Genomic DNA, 18,840 nt, shown 5'->3' on the forward strand with positions numbered 1-18,840 from the left:
TCTTCAGGTTTCTATTGGGGGCGAGGGAGAGATTTCTGCCTTGGGACCGGTACGAATGACCCTTCGCCAAGTGTTTTGCGTAGGAGGGCGAAGACGTCGCGCGCGGGACGTTTTCCGCACCATCGATTCTTAACGTAACCCCCGTAGAATCCGAAAATTCCGTCGATCTCGTTGACAGCGCGGACACCCCAGATAGGATGAACTTCAGCCCTTCATGTGCCGCGTTTCACCGCGCGGTCACCGCCATCGTGGAAGTTTCCCCACGAGTTGCATTCGGACCGTCACGTACTACTTCGAGGCACCCCCCACGCACTGAGAACATTTGCTCGTTGTGACGCCGCCTGGTGCGATAGGTTGTGTGTCCAAATCTCCGCCAGCCAAGCCGGCATACTTCGACGGAGCGCCGCTCGACGTGAAGTGCGCGTCTTGCGCGAGCCAATGTTTCGTGGGTTGTTCCACACGGCATGACGACGGTCGCCCAGAGGCCACCAAACGCCACGTGGCCCGCATCGAAATTCAATTGCGAGTACAAGGACAGGACAGCGTTAAATGAGACGGCTGAACGTAAAGCTCCTCGTGGCTCTGGTGGTCACTTCGTTCGCGGCCCTGGTGGGCATTTACCTGCTGCACAATTACCAGGTGTCGCGCAACGCCGAAGTCTTCAAACAGGTTGCCGTAGAGCAGCGCGACAAGGGGAACCTGGAAGAGGCCGTCAAGAATTACAATCGTTACCTGCGTTACCGCAATGACGATGTCGACGCGAACTGCGACTTCGCGATGCTCTTTGCCGACATGATCGAGCAGCAGGCAGGTCGGGCGAACGCCGAGCAGGCCCGCCGCGTGCCCTACGTGCTGGAACAGGCGCTGCGCACGGCGCCGGACCGCGACGATATTCGCCGCCGACTGGCGCGCTTCAATCTCGAAGGTGGGCGCACGCGTGACGCACTCGAGCATTTCAATCTGTTGCTGAAAAAGCACCCCAACGATGCCGAGTTGAAAATGCTCGTCGGCATGTGCCACGAGCAGGACAAGAACTACGACAAGGCACGGGAAATGTACGAGGCGGCCAAGGCGGACGCCCCGAACAACGTCCAGATCTACGCCCTGCTGGCCAGCCTGATGTCGGGAGCGTTCGAAGATCCGCAGACGGGCGACCAGTACATGGACGAGGTGGTCGAGAAGAACCCCGACAACCACCTGGCCTACTTGATGCGCTACAACTATCGGGTGCAAAACCTGTTTGGTGATCGCATCGATGCAAAGACCGATCTGCAAAAAGCACTCGATCTGGCGCCCAACGAAGCGGACGTGATCGTCAAGATGGCCGAGCTGCTCATTCACGATCGAGAATTCGACTCCGCGCGCGAGCATCTCAATCGCGGCATCGAACTGCACCCGAAAAACGAATCGATGTATATCACGCTCGCTCGGCTCGAGCTCGAGCTGGCCCGCGTCGAAGAAAAGGATCGCGGCGAGGATGCGCAGGAGGCGTTGCTGCAGGGGCTCAAGAAGATGCCCGAGAGCATCACCCTGCTCAGCCAGATGTGCGAGTTGCAGATTCGCCGCAGCCAATTCGACAAGGCCAACGACACGATCGCGCGGCTCGTCCAGCTCGACATGTCACAAGAGCAGGTCGACTTTCTCAAGTCACGCGTGCTGATCGGCGAGAAGAAATGGGCCGATGCCGGTCGCTTGCTGCACAGCCTGCGCCAGCGCAGCTCGCGGGACAAGGTCGTGTTGTTCCAGATCGACGCCCTGCTGGCCGATTGCTACGGCAACCTCGGCCAATCGGACCTGGCGATCGTGGCCATGCGCCGCGCGCTCGAGAACAACCCTTACGCCAAAGAGGTGCGTCTGCGCCTGGTACACGAGCTGCAAAGACTCGGCAAGCTTGAAGAGGCGAACGCCGAACTGCAGAAGATCTCGGCCGCCGGCACGACGGCCGACTATGAATCGGTGCGCATCAAGATTGCCGAGCAACTGCAAGTGCCCGTCGACCAGCGCAAGTGGGAGGAAGTCGACGAACTGATGGCACGCCTCACCGAGCAATCGAGCGGTGGCGCGGAGTTGGCGCTCTTCAAAGTTCGCTTGCTCGTCTACAAGGGCAAGACCGAAGAAGCCTTGGAACTGGCCATTGCCGAACGCGAGAAGTTTCCGCAATCGATCGGGCTGTGGATCGCGGTCGCGGATATTCAGGGTTTGACGGACAACGCGGCGGCGATCGCCACGTTGAAGGAAGCGGCCGATCGATTCCACACGCCGCTGCTGGTACAGCTTGCCATGGTCAGCAAGGTGCTGCGGCTGCCGCGCGAAGAAGCCTTGGCCGAATTGCAGACGATCAACCAGACCGTCGACTCTTACAAGACGGACGAGCAGCGGCAACTGGCGCAATCGCTCGGCGAAGCGTTCTACCTGCTGAAAGAGTCGGAGGCTGCCAAAGAGGTGCTGAATCGGGTGGCTGGTCGCCTGCCCAGCGACCCCCTGCTCCGCCTCATGATGTTCAACCTGGCACGCGACTCGCGCGACGAGCAGGGCATGACCGATGCGCTGGCCGGCGTCGAGGCCGTGGTGGGCAAGGATCACAACTACTGGCAGTATTGCGCCGCGGCCCGCCTGGCGACCCTATACATGATGCAGAAGGCCACCGACAAGGACCTGACCGAAGCTCGCCGGCTGGTCGACAAGGTTGTTGAAAGTCGCCCGAACTGGACGGCCATCATCCGGCTGTCGGCCGAAGTCGACGATCTCTCGGGACGTTCGAACGACGCCATCACTAAGTACCAGGAAGCGCTCCGCCTGGGCGAAACCAGCATCGGCATGGTGCGCCGACTGGTCGAGCTGTTGTACAAGACCGGACGATACAACGAGGCAAATCAAGCGCTTGCCAAGTTGCCCACCGAGATTCAATTCACCGATGATTTTGGCAAGCTGCAGACCGAATTGCAGATGAAGCTGGGACTGGCCGACGATGCCGCCAAACGCGCGGAAGCCGTCGTGGACGAAGACTCGACCGAGTTTGGCGATCACCTCTGGCAGGGGCAGTTGTTCGCCCGGGCCGGTCGTCGCGACGATGCCGAGGCCGCCTACCGCCGTGCCGTCAAGCATGGTCCGCAAGAGCCACTCTGCTGGATTGCCCTGGTGACGCAGCTCGTGCAGAACGGCAAGCGCGACGAAGCGCAGGCCACGCTGACCGAGGTGGAAGCGTCCGTGCCGGCGGACAAACTGGCCGCCACGATGGGGCAATGCAACGAAGTGCTGGGCAACGTGGAGCAGGCTGGCCAGCATTACGCCACCGCCGTCGAAACGCACGGCGACGATACCGCGGTGCTCCGCAGCGCGATCGAGTTCCACGTGCGGGCTCAGCAGATGGACAAGGCGCAGCAGTTGCTCGAGAAGCTGGTCGCACTGGCGCCGCAGAAAAAAGAAGCGGCCGACCTCGATCGCGTTCGCTGGGGGCGGCGTACGCTGGCCGCGTTGATTGCGACCAGCAATAGCTACGCAGACCTGCGACGCGCCCTGCAGATTCTGGATGGCAATGCCGACGCCAATCGCAATCTGCCGCAGGAAGACGTCATGATCAAGGCGAATCTGCTCGCCGCGCGAGACGATCTGCGCTCGCGCCGCGAGGGGATTCAGTTGCTCGAAGCGGTGCTCGATAAGGAGCCCACGCGCAACGACGTGCGACTGCAATTGGCGCAACTCCACGAGCGCGACAACAACTGGTTGCTGTGTCGCGATCACATGCTGCGTTTGTTGGGGGGTGATAAGCCGTCGCCGATTTACGTGCCGATCTTTGCCAACATGCTCCTGCGTCAGAACCAGATCGACGACGCCGCGCGGATGCTGGAAAAGCTGGAGCAAATCGACCCGAATGCACCGATCACGCTTGCCGTCAAGGCGCTGCTCTATGCCCGTCGCGGTTACTTCGACGAGGCGATTGGCTTCACACGTGAGCTCGTCGTCCGGCCGCTGGCCCCCTCGCAGGCCAAGCAGCTCTACGATGCCGCCCAGCAGTTCGAACGCCTGTCAAACGCCATCGACAATCCGGAAGGCAAGGCCGCCTTCATCAACGCCGCCGAAGAGATGTACGAAGAATACGTCCGCGAGCGCCCCGAGGACATCTTCCTCATGGCGGCCTTCCAAGGCAAATACCGTGGCATCGAGCCGGGTCTGAAGATCTGCGAAGAGAACTTCCATGCGCAGAATTCGCCGAACATCGCCGCCATGGCAATGGGCATTCTGCGCGAACATCGTAGCAAGGCGAATCAGGATCAGATTGCCCGCGTCGAGAAGCTGCTCGTCGAGGCCGCCAAGCAACATCCCGAAGCGGTCGGCCTCGGCCGAGAGCTCGCCGAGTTGCGCGAGCTGCAAGGCAATTATGTCGAGGCCACCCGGCTCTATCAGCAGATTCTCGACAATCCGCAGGCGCCGGCCATCCAGAAAGCGGCGGCAGCCAACAACCTGTCGTATCTCCTGGCGCTCCACAAGAACGACGGGAACGCGGCCTTGCCGCTGGCCGAGCAGGCCATCGCCTACTTTGGTCCCACGGCCGAATTGCTCGACACGCGTGGCGTGGCCCATCTGGCTCGCAAAGATTACGAGCTGGCCATCCGCGATCTCAGCGAGGCCGTGGAAGATCGGCCCAACGGTTTGAAGTACTTCCACCTGGCCTGGGCCCATCATCTGGCGGGGGACGACGTCGCCGCCAAGAAAGCGCTCGATCAAGGGGACGCCAGCGGGCTGAAGGACGAGGAGGTCTCGGCGCTCGAACGCGATCGCCTCACGAAGCTCCGCCATGATGTGAAAGTGCAACAGCAAGCGGCGCGGTAAAACACGCTGCCGGCGATACAAACCGATTGCCTGGCAAAACGGTTCTGAGCCTCGAACGCGTCAGATTCGTCAAGCTCCACGTCGACTTCGCAAAAATGCCGCCGCCTGGCGGCATTTTTTCTTGTTGCCCGCCGGTTCCCTTTCAAGATGGATCTCACGGAACTCAATCGCGGGTCCTGCACATCTACGAGGCAACGATATGACTTTCCTCTCTCGCCGGGCCGCCGGTCGCCGACAGCGTCGCGGCGTGCTGACGTTCGAGTGGATCCTGCTGATCTCGGTCGTGGTGATCGGCGTCATCGGTGGCTTGAGCGCCGTGCGCGACGCGCTGCTCGGCGAGCTCAAAGACCTTTCCGAAGCCATCGCCGCGCTGAATGTTACGAACACCGCCTGTCTCGACAATCCGCAGCCCATCGTCTGCGATCCGGCCAATCCCGATCCGAACTGTAGCGGCGCCGGCACGTAAAACTGGGTAGCGGCGCAAATCCGCCCCGGGACTGGCATCGGCCGCAGACCATTTCTATAACGAAGGTTCCTACCGAACCGCACAAACCGGGCCTATTTCTTAACCAGGAGAATTGCACGTGGCTAAAGAAGAATCCGCCGAAATCAAGGCACCCGCTCCGGCTGCTCCCGCCGCCGAATCTCCCCAGCAGCGCCAGCAGGTCAAGCTCGACGATTCGCATGCCATCGCCTGCTATGCCAACTTCTGCCGCGTCACCGGCACGCCGGAAGAGCTGATTATCGACTTCGGTCTCAACCCGCAGCCCTTTGGCGTGCCGACCGAGCCGGTGGTCGTCTCGCAGCGCATCATCACGAACTTCTTCACCGCCAAACGTATGCTGCACGCCTTGCAGCTTACGCTGCAACGCCACGAGGCTGCCTTCGGCGTGCTCGAGACCGACGTCCAAAAGCGCGTCGTCCCCGGCATGCGCAACGCCTAGCCAGACGTTCGAGCCTTCGACCCATGCTGGCTCCCCCTTGTCGAGCCATGCTAAAATGACGACGCGTGGCATGCACTGCTGCTCGGTGGTGCATGCCACGCGAGTTTTTCCCTCCGGCCAGCCGGATCTCTCAGGCGGTGTCCCTTCGAACACCTCCCGCCGCCAGGAGCGTGCGCGTCGCCATGCGACACATCTATTTCGATTACAACGCCACGACTCCCATCGCCCCGGCCGTCCAAGAGGCGATGCTCCCCTTTCTCGCCGAGCATTTTGGCAACCCCTCCAGCTCGCACGCGCTCGGCGCGGCCAGCCACGAGGCCGTCGAGGATGCCCGCACGCGCCTCGCCGAATTGCTCGACGCCGACTCGGACGAGATCGTGTTTACCTCGGGGGGCACCGAGAGCAACAACCTCGCCCTCAAAGGCGTGTTCTTCAAGCGGACCCCCGCCCCGTCGGGTCACCTGGTCATCTCGGCCCTCGAGCACCCGGCGATCGTCGAGCCGGCCCGTTTTCTCGAACGCCTGGGCTGCGATGTCTCGGTCGTCGGCACGAACTCGCAAGGACTTGTCAATCCGAGTGCCATCGAACGTGCCCTGCGCAGCGATACGGCCCTGGTCAGCGTGATGCTCGCCAACAACGAAGTGGGCACGGTGCAGCCGCTGCGCGAGATCGTCGACGTGTGCCATCGCCGAGGCGTCCTCGTCCACACCGACGCCGCCCAGGCCCTGGGCAAGATTCCCGTTCACGTTTCCGAGCTGGGAGTCGATCTGCTCAGCGTGGCGGGGCATAAGCTCTACGCGCCCAAGGGGGTCGGCGCGCTCTACGTGCGGCGCGGCACGCAGCTCGATTCGCTGCTGCACGGCGCCGGCCACGAATGCGGCCTGCGCGCCGGCACGGAGAACGTTCCCTACATCGTCGGGTTGGGGCGGGTGGCAGCACTCGTGGCGCGTCATCTCGAATCGGCCCAGGAGCGGATGGAACTGCTCCGCGAGCGCCTCGAGCAAAAGCTGCGCGATGGCGTCGGAGCGCCGCTGACCATCAATGGCTTCGACGCGCCACGATTGCCGAATACCGTCAGCGTCAATTTCCCTGGTGTCACGGGGGGAGAGCTGCTGCGACGCTGTCCAGAACTTTGTGCCTCGACCGGAGCGGCCTGTCATTCCGGTTCGACGCGGCTTTCCGGTACGCTCGCGGCCATGGGCTTGCCCCTCGAAGTGGCGCGCGGCACGGTGCGGCTCAGTCTCGGCTGGTACACGACCGAAGAAGAAGTCGATCGTGCGGCCGACTTGCTCGTCGCGGCCTGGGAAGATTTGCAGTAAGCTAGCGGCAGCAAACCTGAACCCCGCCGCATCCCTCTGCCCAGCTTGCTCCCAGTCATGGCCGACGCCCCCTGGTACGAGATCTCGAACGTCGACGAGATCGCCTCTCCCACGCTGCTCGTGTACCTCGATCGTGTGCGACAGAACGTCGCCCGCATGATCGAGATGGCGGGGGGCACCAGGCGTCTGCGGCCCCACGTCAAAACGCACAAGATGGCCGAAGTCGTCTCGCTGCAGCTCGACGCCGGCATCGACAAGTTCAAATGCGCCACGATCGCCGAGGCCGAAATGCTGGCCGACTGCGGCGCGCGAGACGTGCTGTTGGGTTATCCCATCGTGGGGCCGAACATCGCGCGCGTCGCACGGCTGGCGGCCAAATATCCCTCCGTACGCTTTACCGTCGTTGCCGATGACGCGGACGCGGTACAGGCCTTGTCGGCAGCGGTCGCCGCCACGGGACGCGAGCTCGACGTCCTGGTCGATATCGACAACGGCATGCACCGCAGCGGGATCGCGCCCGACGAACGCGCCGATGCCCTCTATCGCGCGATCCATGCGGCGCCAGGTCTGACGGTGGGGGGGCTGCACGTCTATGACGGCCACCTGCGCGATCACGATCCCGCGGCGCGCACCGCGGCCGTCGATGCCGCGTTTGTGCCGGTGCAGGCGATGATCGATCGCCTCGAGCGCGCCGGCCTGCGGGTGCCGCGCGTCGTCGCGGGCGGTTCGCCGACGTTTCCCATGCATGCCCGCTATCCCGAGCGCGAGGTCAGTCCCGGCACGTGCGTCTTCTGGGATGCCAGCTATCAGACGAAGTTTCCCGACCTGGGCTTTATCCACGCGGCCCTCGTCTTGACGCGCGTCATCAGCCGCCCGGCCTCGAACATTGTGTGCCTTGATCTGGGCTTCAAGGCGGTGTCGCCCGACAATCCCGACCCGCGCGCCGAGTTGATCGGCCTGTCGGACGCCAAGATGACCGTGCATAGCGAGGAGCATCTCGCGGTGCGCACGACCCTGGGGGCGAACCTCAAGGTGGGCACGCCGGTCTATGCCATTCCCTACCACATCTGTCCTACGTGCGCGCTCCATCGCGAGGCGATCGTCGTCGAGCAGGGCATCGCCCGTGATCGCTGGCCCATCGCCGCGCGAGACCGCATGTTGACGATCTAACCCACCAGCGGCCGTGAACTCTTCCAAACTCTCGCCAGATAGGTCGCGCCTGGCGACCGGTATTCCTGGACTCGATCAAAAGCTGGGTGGGGGGCTGTTGCCCGGCACGCTCGCGGTGGTGGTCGGAGCCACCGGCATCGGCAAGACCCAACTCGGCGTGCAGTTCAACGCCGCCGGCGGTTCGCAAGAGGGCCATCGCGGGATCTTCTTCGACCTCAGCTACCGCGGCGACGCGCAGAGCCATGCCGACTATGCCGCCCGCATGTTCGACTGGCGGATCAGCAAGCAAGATCCCGCCCTCCATCCGCGGTTCGAGAACTACTTCGCCGCCGATCGACCGCAGCCAGACTATTTGCGCTTGTTCGATTTCGCGGGGCGCCGAGCGACGGTCCGCGCGGCCGACTTCGACGCCTATCGCGACTGGCACGCCGAGATCGTCTCGCGGCTCAACGTGGCGATCGATTTCTTCTACGGCAACTTCGTGCGCGGCACGCGGCGCTGCGTGATCGACGGTGTCGATCCCTCCGACAAGCAGGCCGATTCCTTCCAGTTCGAACTGTTCGACTACGTCTACCACCAGATCCTGCGCAAAGAACACGATTGGGTCGCACGCGATCTCTTCCGGCAAGAGTTTCGCCAGCACGCCGCCGAAGTTGCGGCACACGGTTACGATCATGCCCGCGTCGGCTGCCTCATGCTCTACACGTCGCACGAGTCGATGCTCGAGCAGCTCATCGATCGGCCCCTCGACGATCGCGATTGGCTCGCCGCGGCGAATACCGTGATCTACATGGGCAAGATTCGCGAAGGCAACCGGCTGTCGCGCGGCCTCTACATCGCCAAACACCGCGGCAGCCCATGCTCGGACGAGATCATTCCCTACGAGATCGACGACGCCGGCCTGCGCGTGGTCTCGTAGAACTTCCGTGACGTGGGCAACACCAGTAAACACACCGCGGACGGGGTAGCACCGATCATCTTGCGGAAAAAGCCCACCCTTGGAAGCAAACTCGAGTCGCAAGATGGTCGGTGTCGCGCAGGCGACCAGAGGATCCGTGGAAGCGCCCCCATCCCATCACTCCGATTCATCCCGTTCCGCAGGCCGCTCCGGAAAAACGTGCTACCCGATCCATGCGCCACTTCAAAACTCACGCTACGGGGTGGGATGGTTTTGCCTTCCAACGCCGCCGCACGTTCCAAACCATCAGGCCAAGCCAGGCCGCCGAGGCAAGCAGCGTGAGCACGGCGCCTTGCTTGATCGCAGCGGGGCGATATTCAAGCCGGAAATGATGCTTGCCGGCCGCCAGTGGAATCGCGCGGAAGGCCCAGTCCGCGGGCATCAGTTCATAGTGTTGCTGCACGCTTCCCTCGAGTGGCGTAACCTGCCAATCGCTGTCGTATGCATCGGTGATGAGCAGAATCGCCGCTGATGCGAGCTCGGCTTCCACGGTCAGATGATCGGTCGACGAATCGAGTACTCTAATCCTGCCTGGTACCGGTGAGTTCCCTTCCGCCGCAGGGCGTGGCTCGGGCTCGCGCTCGAGAATCACGGTCTGCTCCGGCGAGAAATCGGCCTGCGACATGGCGCGAAACACGTCGTCGCGCGTGGCCGCCACCTGGTAATCTCCCACAAGTAGCAGTCGGGGCAGGGGATTTGGCAGCGGAATCGACTGCAGAGTTGCCCCCTGCTTGCTTTCGACGATCGCCAACAAAAATCGCCCTCGCGCCAGACGATAGAGCGAGGGGATCCGCGACTTCGGATGCCAGCGCAGATACTGCGATGTTTCTTCCAACGGCGTGTGCGCAGCATAGGTAAAAATTTCGGCATAACGGCGCGTGACGCCCGGGTCGTAGCCCAGCACATCGTAGGCCCCGATCGTCATCGCCTCGTTCGGGTTTTGCTGGTCGATAATGCGGAAATCGCCCGGCTGCGAGGCCAGAAACTTTCGCAAGTTCTCCGAGGTGACCGAAGAGGCGGGAAACGACGTGCTCAGCGGCCAGGCGAAGACCAGCACCTCGACCACGGCCAACGCCGCCAATACCGCCGCCGTGCGAGGTTCCCAGGCGCAGCCGAGAAGGAACAGCGCCACGATGATGCACATCGTGCCGGCACGTTGCAGACTTGCACCCGCGACGACTCCGGTGTGACGGATGAAGTCGGGCTTGTCGTAGTCCTCGGGCGTCACGTGGTACAGCTCGCGCCATTGCTTCGCCTGGTCGCGCAGCGAGAGGAGCGATTCGGCCCACCAGCCGTCGCTACCCCTCTCGGCCGACGCCGCGACGGCGCCCCCGGCGATCCAGCACGCCACCGCCAATGCGAAAATGGCGCCCGCGAAATAAGGCGTCGCGCGCGGTTGGCGGAGCAGCGTATCGAGCCCCGTCGCCGCGAGCGCCACCGCAAAGAGCACGGCCGGGAAGAGAAACTTCGCATTGCCACGAAAACTGTTGAAGCCGGGAGCGTAATCGTACAACACGCGAAACAGCGGTGTGTGGCCTCCCAGCGCGAGCAGCAGCATCAGGGGGACAAGGGCCGCCAGCACGAAGCGCCCCGACTGCCGAGTGCCGAAGCAAACGCCGTACACGGCCAACAGCAGACCGGTCACGCCGAAGAAGCCGGTCATCTCCCAGAGCATGCCCCGTCCCCAGTACGAGGCCAGTTCCATTTCTCCGAAGAAGCCCGGCGCGATGAACGTGACGAAGTTTTCCCAGGACAGGGAGTAGTGGATGGCGAACTCATACGGCACGCCCCCCGAGCGGACGCTTTGATCGGCGCTGGCCAGCCCAGGCACCAATTGCACGGCGGCCAACGCGGCGCCCCCGAAGTACATGCCCAGGTATCCGGCCAGCGATGTCAGTCGCCGTTCGGCGGTGACGAGCGAGAGCACGAAGTACAACCCCGCCGCGATGGCGGTGTAGTAGACGTACTGCGGATGTCCGGCCAGGATCTGCATCGCCACCGCGACGGAGCCCAGCAACCCACCCCGCAGCGCAGCGTCGCCGAGTAAGTCATCGATGGCGCGCAGAATCAACGGAGCCCAGACCATCGTGCAGAGGTTCGAGAGGTTGCCGGCATAAACCGGCGCAAAATAGGGCCCGCAGAAAATGAGCAATCCGCCCCCCATCAGGCAGGCCAGCGGGTGCAGCTTCCGACCGAAGAGCCAATAGAAGGTGAAGCATCCGATCAGGAACGCATGCAGCGCGATCGACCAGTTGATCGCCAGCGCGGTCGGCAGCACGAGGAAAAGCCAATTCGGCGGATAAAACAGCGCCGATTGAAAATTCGCCGCGTAGGGCGTGCCCGAGAAAACGTGCGGATTCCAGAGCGCCAGGTTTCCGCTCGCCAATTCACCAAAGCCGAACGTGCGCACGTGATAAAACTGCGTGCGAATGTCGGAGCACCATTCGGCCGAAGGCATCCGCGAGGCCGTCCACAGCACGTGCCCGAACATCAGCACCGTCAGCAGCGCGTAGAGTGCCGCGGCAATGCCCATCCAGCGCGACGGGCTCCAGGCAGGCAATAAGGTCGGCTCGGCGGTGGCTGGTTGCGCGGGCAGAGTCACGGGGTGCATGGTCCTTGGCAAGTGAGAGGAAGTGGACGCCCATCGTAACAAAGACCAATTCGATCACCTGCGCCCGTCCGCCCAGATAGTCGATCTGGTCGACGCAACAAAGCCCCGAAGGGGCGTACGGCCGCTTCACGGGGTTCCCTTGGCTTGCTAGAATCCGGGCTTTGCTTGCCGCTGCATTCAGCCCGCGCACGTGATTCGTACCTCACGAAAAGTCTTGGTACGCCGAAGTTTATAGCCTGGCCGCCCGTGAGCGCCGCGACCCTGTTGGTCGCCTCAGGAGCCCCGCGGTCCCGCTTGGAAAACACTTAGAAGGACGCCTCTTTCATGGCTGACTCGGAGAAGTACGTCTATTCCTTTGGTCCCAACGGCACGGATGGCGATGCCTCGATGCGTGAGCTGCTCGGCGGCAAGGGGGCGAACCTGGCCGAGATGACGAAGATCGGCCTGCCCGTCCCCGCCGGCTTCACGATCGCCACCACCGTCTGCACCTACTTCTACGCCAACGACCGCAAATATCCGCCGTCCCTCAAGGCGCAGGTCGACGAGGCGATGCGCAAGATCGAGAAGGAGATGGGGGCCGAACTCGGCTCCTCGAAGAACCCGCTGCTCGTCTCCTGCCGCTCGGGCGCCCGCGATTCGATGCCCGGCATGATGGACACTGTGCTCAACATCGGTCTCAACGATCAGACCGTGAAGGTCCTGGCCGATCAGTCGCAGAACGAACGCTTCGCCTGGGACAGCTACCGCCGCTTCGTGCAGATGTACGGCGACGTCGTGTTGGATCTCAAGCCGAAGGACAAGACCGATATCGATCCCTTCGAGCACCTGTTGCACGAGAAGAAAAAGAAGGTCGGCGTGAAGCTCGACAACGAGCTCTCCCCCACGCATCTGAAGGAACTCGTCGCCGAGTTCAAGAAGGCGATCAAGGAAGCCACCGGCAAGGAATTCCCCACCGACGCCATGGAGCAGGTCTGGGGAGCGGTCGGCGCCGTGTTCGGTAGCTGGATGAACGACCGCGCCGTCGTCTATCGCCGCACCTACGGCATTCCGCACGAGTGGGGCACCGCCACCAACGTGCAAGCGATGGTCTTCGGCAATCTGGGCGACGACTGCGCCACCGGCGTGGCCATGACCCGCGACGTGGCCATCGGCGAGCCCGGCCTCAACGGCGACTACTTGATCAATGCCCAGGGCGAAGACGTCGTGGCGGGCATTCGCACGCCGCTCCGCATCGAGGAGACCCTCGAAAAGGACATGCCCAAGTCGTACGCCGAGCTGGTCGAGATCGGCAAGAAGCTCGAGAAGCACTATCGCGACGTGCAGGACATCGAGTTCACCATGCAGCGCGGCAAGGTGTGGATGCTGCAAACCCGCAACGCCAAGCGAACCGGCTTCGCCGCCGTCCGGATCGCCGTCGACATGGTGAACGAGGGGCTCATCACCAAAGAAACCGCGCTCAGCGCCAAGCGCATCCCGGCCGACGACTTGAACCAGCTCTTGCAGCCGATCTTCGATCCCGCCGCCAAGAAGGCCGCCGATGCCGCCGGCAAGCGTCTGGCCAAGGGGGTGAACGCGGGCCCCGGTGCCGCGACCGGCAAGATCTGCTTCCACGCCTCGGACGCCGAGGCGCAGTGGCTCAAGAACAACAACGTCGAGTTGATCCTGGTGCGTCGCGAAACCAGCCCCGAGGATCTCCGCGGCATGAAGATCGCCAAGGGCATCCTTACCGCCTTCGGTGGCGCCAGCTCACACGCCGCGCTCGTCAGCCGCCAGATGGGCAAGGCCTGCGTCGTCGGCTGCTCGGATCTCGACATCGACTACAAGGCAGGCACCGTCAAGGTGGCTGGCCGCACCTTGAAGGAGGGCGATTGGATCTCGATGGACGGTTTCACGGGCGAGGTCTTCGAAGGCGCCGTCGAAACGCGCCAGAGCGAAGTCCTCGAGGCCCTCTTCGGCGATAAGGACAAGGTCGCCGCCAGCAGCTCGAAGACCTATCACTGCTACGAGCAGCTCATGACCTGGGTGGACGAGCATCGCAAGCTCCGCGTCCGCACGAACGCCGACGAGCCGAAGCAGGCTCTCGAGGCGATCGCCTTTGGCGCCGAAGGGATCGGTCTCTGCCGCACGGAGCACATGTTCTTCAACCACATCGACGAGTTCCGCGAGATGATTCTCGCCACCACGCTCGAAGGCCGCGAAAAGGCCCTCGCCAAGCTGCTCCCCTTCCAGCGTGAAGACTTCGAAGGCATCTTCCAGGCCATGCATGGCAAGCCGGTGACGATCCGCCTCTTGGATCCGCCGTTGCACGAGTTCCTGCCCCACGAATCCGCCGAGCAGGAAAAGCTGGCCAAGAAGATCGGCACCACCGGCGACGCCATCGCCCGCCGCGTCTCGGAGCTGCACGAGTTCAACCCCATGCTCGGCCACCGCGGTTGCCGCTTGGGCATCGTCTATCCCGAGATCACGCGCATGCAGGCCCGTGCCATCATCGAGGCGGCCTGCAACGTCAAGCAGGCGGGCATCGACGTGCTGCCCGAGATCATGGTGCCGCTGGCGGGCTTCGCCGCCGAGTTCCGCGATCAGGAGAAGATCGTCCGCGAGACCGCCGAGAAGGTCTTTGCCGAGAAGGGCGTCACGGTGAAGTATCTCGTCGGCACGATGATCGAGATTCCGCGTGCCGCGGTCTGCTCCGAGCAAATCGGCACGTACGCCGAGTTCTTCAGCTTCGGCACGAACGACCTGACGCAGACCACGCTCGGCATGAGCCGCGACGATTACGCCGCCTTCATCAACTACTACCGTGAGCACGACATCGTGCCGAACGATCCCTTCCAGACGATCGATCAGGACGGCGTCGGTAGCTTGATGAGGCAGGGCGTGGCCGGCGGCCGCCAGGCGCGGCCCGACCTCAAGCTCGGTATCTGCGGCGAGCACGGCGGCGACCCGGCCAGCGTGATCTTCTGCCACGAGATCGGGCTCGACTACGTCAGTTGCTCACCCTTCCGCGTGCCGATCGCCCGCCTGGCAGCCGCCCAGGCAGCCGTCGCGGCGAAGAAGAAATAGCACGCTCGCGTGCCGCGTGACACGGCTGGCTCCTCCAGCAATGTGAGCCGATAAAAAAAACAGGAGACGGGAGTCAACTCCCGTCTCCTGTTTTATTGTCGAACTGCGTACGTCGTGTCGTAGTGCCGTCGGGGTTGAATTGAAAGCAACCACGACGTCACAACGAAGAGCGTCGCTTGCGATCACCCTGCCTTGCGCCGAAGTTCCGTTTCGCTCTCTTCTTCCGCCGCCCGCAGGCGCAGGGTTGGTGTCGGCGGCATGCGGCGTTCGGGCGTGAAGCCGCGCTTGCCGCCGCTGAAGAACTCGTGGAACTCCGCGGCGGGACCCGTGGCGTATTCGTCGCGGAGGCGAGCGACGATTTCGGCCCACGGCATGCCGCTACGGTAGATCACACGGTACGCGGCCTTCAATTGAGCCACGTCTTCGGGTTTGAATCCCGCCCGGCGCAAACCGACCAGGTTCAAACCCACGATCAAGGTCGTGGCCCCGTCCACCGTGACGAAAGGTGGAATGTCGCGTGTTACGTGCGCCTGACCGCCGACCATCGCCAGCCGCCCCACGCGGCAGAACTGGTGAATGCCGACGGCGCCCGAGATATACGCCTTGTCGGCGACCACGATATGACCGGCGAGCATCGCATTGTTCGCCATGATCGTGTTGTTGCCGATGACGCAGTCGTGAGCGATATGGACGTTGACCATCACCAGGTTGTTGTCGCCGAGCGTCGTCGACTGATCGCCGTGCAGCGCGCGGTGGATGGTGACGTTTTCGCGAATCGTATTGCCCGAGCCGATGACGACGGCCCCCAACTGATCGGGCACGCGCACGTGCTGCGGCACCCCGCCGACGATCGCGCCTTCGCAGACGTGATTCTTGGAACCCATGCGTGTGCCGGTCTTGACCGTGACACGCGACTCGAGCACGCAGTCGTCCCCGATTTCAACGCCGGCTTCCACCACGGAAAAAGGCCCGATCTCGACGTTCGAACCCAACTTGGCAGTGGGATGGACGACGGCCAGAGAATGGACTTTCACGAGCGTGCGACCTCCGCGAAGGGGCTCTGGAAGGGAACGTGAACCGGCCGGCAGCCGAGCGATCCAGGGGGGACGCAAACCTTTCGCCCCACTCGCCTTCGAGTGCTGGCAAAAAGAGTCCTGCCTGCCGCTTCTGAGTATCGGAAAAGCCGATCCTGCCGGTTTAACCTGTCGTGCCGAATTTACGGCCCCCCCGGGCAACCCCGGCTCTGCCACCGTCGCCACGCCGCGGTTGTAACCTTCCTCGGGCATGCCACTTAATTCACCCGTTCAGCTACCCCACGCCAGCCCGGGGCGAAACTGCTAGACTGCCTGACAGCGGACGATTGCTAGCGGCGAATGTCGTGGCGCATCGGCCGAACTGGTAGTTTCGAACCTGGCAGGCACACCACTCATCATGCCCACGAACGAAGAACTCTATGACGCGGCCGACCGGCTCAAGGACGAAGGCAAGCTCGAAGAAGCAGCCGCCAAATTGCACGAACTGTTGACCCAAGATGCCAAGTACCCCCTCGCGCACTCGGCCCTCGCCGTCGTCTATACCCGACTCGGCAAGCACGACGAGGCCATTCGCCACGGCCTCGAAGTCGTCAAGCTCGAGCCGAACGATCCGTTCAGCTATACGGCGCTCAGCGTGACCTTCCAGCGCGCGGGCAAGATTCCCGAGGCAGAAGACGCGCTGGCCCGAGCTCGGATGCTGCAGCAGGGAATGTAAGCCCACGTGCGAAGGGTGGCAGACGAATTTGCGGAGTGGACTCCAAGTGTTCCTCTGACCGAGATTCGCAAGTTCGTCGGTGTTGCACAGCAACAAGAGGTTCGTGGCGATTGCCGCGTGGCACTGGCTTGTCCGGTAGCGTGACGTCCCGGGTAGCAATTACCGACTCACGGGAGCGTAAGTCACGACCCGTGCGTGCCCCTTGATTGACCTTCGTCCCTCGACGTGCTGTCGCGATCCATCGCCTCACGAAATGAATCCCGACAGCATCGAACCCCTCCCCGAGCGCGAACTTTCCCCCTGGGTCATGATTGCGCTCGAGGGGGCCCTGCTTCCAATGGCGCTCCTGGCGGGCTGGCTCTTCGAGATCGATCCATGCGCGGACATTGTCTGGTCGGCCGATTCGCTGGCGTTGGGGGTGGTGACGGCATTGCTCCCTTTGGCCGTGGTGCTGGCACTCGACTATTTCCGGCCGGCCCTCTGGCAGGGGATGACGCACACCATCGACGAGTTGCTCATCCCCCTGCTCCGTCACTGGAGCTGGGGCCAACTGCTGCTCGTTTCGCTCTTGGCCGGCTTGGGCGAGGAACTGCTCTTTCGCGGCGTGATGATCCCGGCGCTCGTGCCCTGGATCGGATTAGGCGCGGCGGTCGCGCTGTCCAGCATCCTCTTTGGCGCGGTACACGCCATCACGCGGTTGTATATTGTTTACGCGACACTGATGGGGCTGTATCTCGCCTTCGTTTGGCTGGCGAGCGAGAACCTGGCGGTGCCGATCGTGGCCCACGCGGCCTACGACTTTGTCGCCCTGGCCTGGTTCTTGCGCTGGCGTGGCGATCATGCCTCCAGTGCCTAGCTTGACGAGTGTCTCGCCTCGACGTCGAGTGTTCCGTGGTTCGCGCGGATTTTCGGCCGTCGGAACGCCATCGCCCGGTCGCGGCCCCCTCGCCAGCACCGTGAGTGCCACGCAGATCTTTTCTGGTTTACCCCTGTTGACACGTCGGCAGGGGTAACTAATATAGGGGCACAACTGAGATCGAATATCAACTCCCCCACCCCTCGGCTCCGGCCGCGCTTGCTAGTGAACTGAACCTGGTTCAAGTCATACCCACCCAGGCCCCATCCGCCTGACGGGTTCACTGGCTACGTGTAGGGAAGTCTTAGAGCTTTAGCCCGCCCCTCGGCTCTTTCGGCCGACATCTGCTCGCCACGCTCTGGCAGTCGCTACGCCCATGCTTGGGTCGCAGCTCCCCGTTCGTTGCCCTTCGACGAGGGTCTCCTTGCGCCGTGTTGTTGCGCGGACCCTCGGAGATCGAGTTCATTTGTCGCGTCCATCCATTGATTTGAGGGAGATTCTCCATGCGTCTGGTTCATCGCACCTTGTTCTTTGCGTCCTTGTTGCTGTGCGTCGCCTGCTCGTCCGCCCATGCCGAATTGATCGGCAACCCGCTGCTCGAAGAGTTCGATAGTTCCGCCCAGAACTGGAAGAACTACATGGGCAACCTGTCGCAAGACGCCACCTGGATCAGCGGCGGTGGTCCCGATGGCGCCGGCGATGCCTATATCCAATCGACTTTCACCACACCCGTGACCGGCAGCGCCTCGACCTCACAGGTCGTGTTCCGTGCCCGCGATACTGTTAATTCGAGCGACAACATCTTCTTTGGCGATTGGACGGGGGGCCAGAAGGTGATCACTTTCTCCGTGCGCCACAATGCCGATTCGCCCCTTTCTTTTGGGATGCGATTGCCCACTACGATGGGCTTTCCGGCCATGATCGGGCTGTTCGCTGAGCCGGTGAACCCGAACGAATGGACCCAACTCACTATGCTGGTGAACAACACGAATCCGCTGCTTACCGACGAGACCGGACCCACCCACAACAACTTCACAGCGGTCTTCAGTGCGGTGAATTCGATTCAAATTTTTGCCAACTTGTCGGCCCAGCCCAACTCGACGGCCATCAGTTTCGACCTGGACAACTTCCAGGTCGTGCCCGAGCCCAGCACGATCGCCATCGCCGGCATGGGGCTCCCCGCCCTGGCCCTGGCAGGCGCGCGCTATCGCCGTCGCAAGAACGCCGGGAAGTCGGCTGCCTAGTCGGGCATTCGCAGCACCTACGAAGCACAAACTGCTGCACAAAAAAAGCGGCGGTCCGATCATACGAATCGGACCGCCGCTCAGCTTTTGACCAGG

The 18,840-nt window shown here is 62.9% G+C and carries 12 protein-coding genes; 10 read left to right on the forward strand and 2 right to left on the reverse strand.

The genetic code is table 11. The features are described from left to right. Positions 1–549 precede the first annotated feature (549 nt). The 6 genes from KF708_13865 to KF708_13890 all read left to right on the forward strand — a co-directional run bounded on the left by KF708_13865 (position 550) and on the right by KF708_13890 (position 9,182). On the forward strand, positions 550–4,830 hold the full coding sequence (locus KF708_13865) for a tetratricopeptide repeat protein (GenBank protein ID MBX3413773.1): 4,281 nt from the start codon (positions 550–552) through the stop codon (positions 4,828–4,830). Positions 4,831–5,029: 199 nt separating this feature from the next. Beyond that, on the forward strand, positions 5,030–5,296 hold the full coding sequence (locus KF708_13870; GenBank protein ID MBX3413774.1) for a hypothetical protein: 267 nt from the start codon (positions 5,030–5,032) through the stop codon (positions 5,294–5,296). Between the two features lie 112 nt (positions 5,297–5,408). Continuing rightward, positions 5,409–5,774, forward strand: a complete 366-nt coding sequence (locus tag KF708_13875; protein ID MBX3413775.1) for a DUF3467 domain-containing protein — start codon at positions 5,409–5,411, stop codon at positions 5,772–5,774. Positions 5,775–5,956: 182 nt separating this feature from the next. Next, entirely contained in the window at positions 5,957–7,093 is a 1,137-nt protein-coding gene (locus KF708_13880) for a cysteine desulfurase (protein MBX3413776.1), read from the forward strand. A gap of 57 nt (positions 7,094–7,150) precedes the next feature. Then, positions 7,151–8,263, forward strand: a complete 1,113-nt coding sequence (locus KF708_13885) for a D-TA family PLP-dependent enzyme (protein MBX3413777.1) — start codon at positions 7,151–7,153, stop codon at positions 8,261–8,263. A 49-nt stretch (positions 8,264–8,312) separates the two neighbouring features. Further along, the gene (locus KF708_13890) at positions 8,313–9,182 is read left to right on the forward strand and encodes a recombinase RecA (GenBank protein ID MBX3413778.1); all 870 of its coding nucleotides are present in this window, start codon (positions 8,313–8,315) and stop codon (positions 9,180–9,182) included. Between the two features lie 229 nt (positions 9,183–9,411). On the opposite strand, the gene KF708_13895 is transcribed toward KF708_13890, so the two are convergent. Continuing rightward, a complete protein-coding gene (locus KF708_13895) occupies positions 9,412–11,832 on the reverse strand; it encodes a hypothetical protein (protein MBX3413779.1) in 2,421 nt (806 codons plus the stop codon). Positions 11,833–12,156: 324 nt separating this feature from the next. Between KF708_13895 and ppdK the strand changes: the two genes are divergently transcribed. Continuing rightward, positions 12,157–14,895 (forward strand): pyruvate, phosphate dikinase, encoded by a 2,739-nt coding sequence (gene ppdK, locus KF708_13900; protein MBX3413780.1) that lies wholly within the window; start codon positions 12,157–12,159, stop codon positions 14,893–14,895. Between the two features lie 182 nt (positions 14,896–15,077). Here the strand turns inward: ppdK and lpxA are convergent, their stop codons facing one another. Further along, on the reverse strand, positions 15,078–15,929 hold the full coding sequence (gene lpxA / locus KF708_13905; protein MBX3413781.1) for an acyl-ACP--UDP-N-acetylglucosamine O-acyltransferase: 852 nt from the start codon (positions 15,927–15,929) through the stop codon (positions 15,078–15,080). 397 nt (positions 15,930–16,326) lie between these two features. Between lpxA and KF708_13910 the strand changes: the two genes are divergently transcribed. The 3 genes from KF708_13910 to KF708_13920 all read left to right on the forward strand — a co-directional run bounded on the left by KF708_13910 (position 16,327) and on the right by KF708_13920 (position 18,744). Continuing rightward, positions 16,327–16,644, forward strand: a complete 318-nt coding sequence (locus KF708_13910; protein MBX3413782.1) for a tetratricopeptide repeat protein — start codon at positions 16,327–16,329, stop codon at positions 16,642–16,644. Between the two features lie 253 nt (positions 16,645–16,897). Beyond that, on the forward strand, positions 16,898–17,500 hold the full coding sequence (locus tag KF708_13915) for a CPBP family intramembrane metalloprotease (protein MBX3413783.1): 603 nt from the start codon (positions 16,898–16,900) through the stop codon (positions 17,498–17,500). 503 nt (positions 17,501–18,003) lie between these two features. Then, positions 18,004–18,744 carry a PEP-CTERM sorting domain-containing protein gene (locus KF708_13920; GenBank protein ID MBX3413784.1) on the forward strand — a complete coding sequence of 247 codons (741 nt, stop codon included), beginning with the start codon at positions 18,004–18,006 and terminating at the stop codon, positions 18,742–18,744. Positions 18,745–18,840: the final 96 nt, after the last annotated feature.

The sequence above is a fragment of the Pirellulales bacterium genome (assembly GCA_019636335.1).
In the GTDB taxonomy this organism is placed as follows: domain Bacteria; phylum Planctomycetota; class Planctomycetia; order Pirellulales; family JAEUIK01; genus JAHBXR01.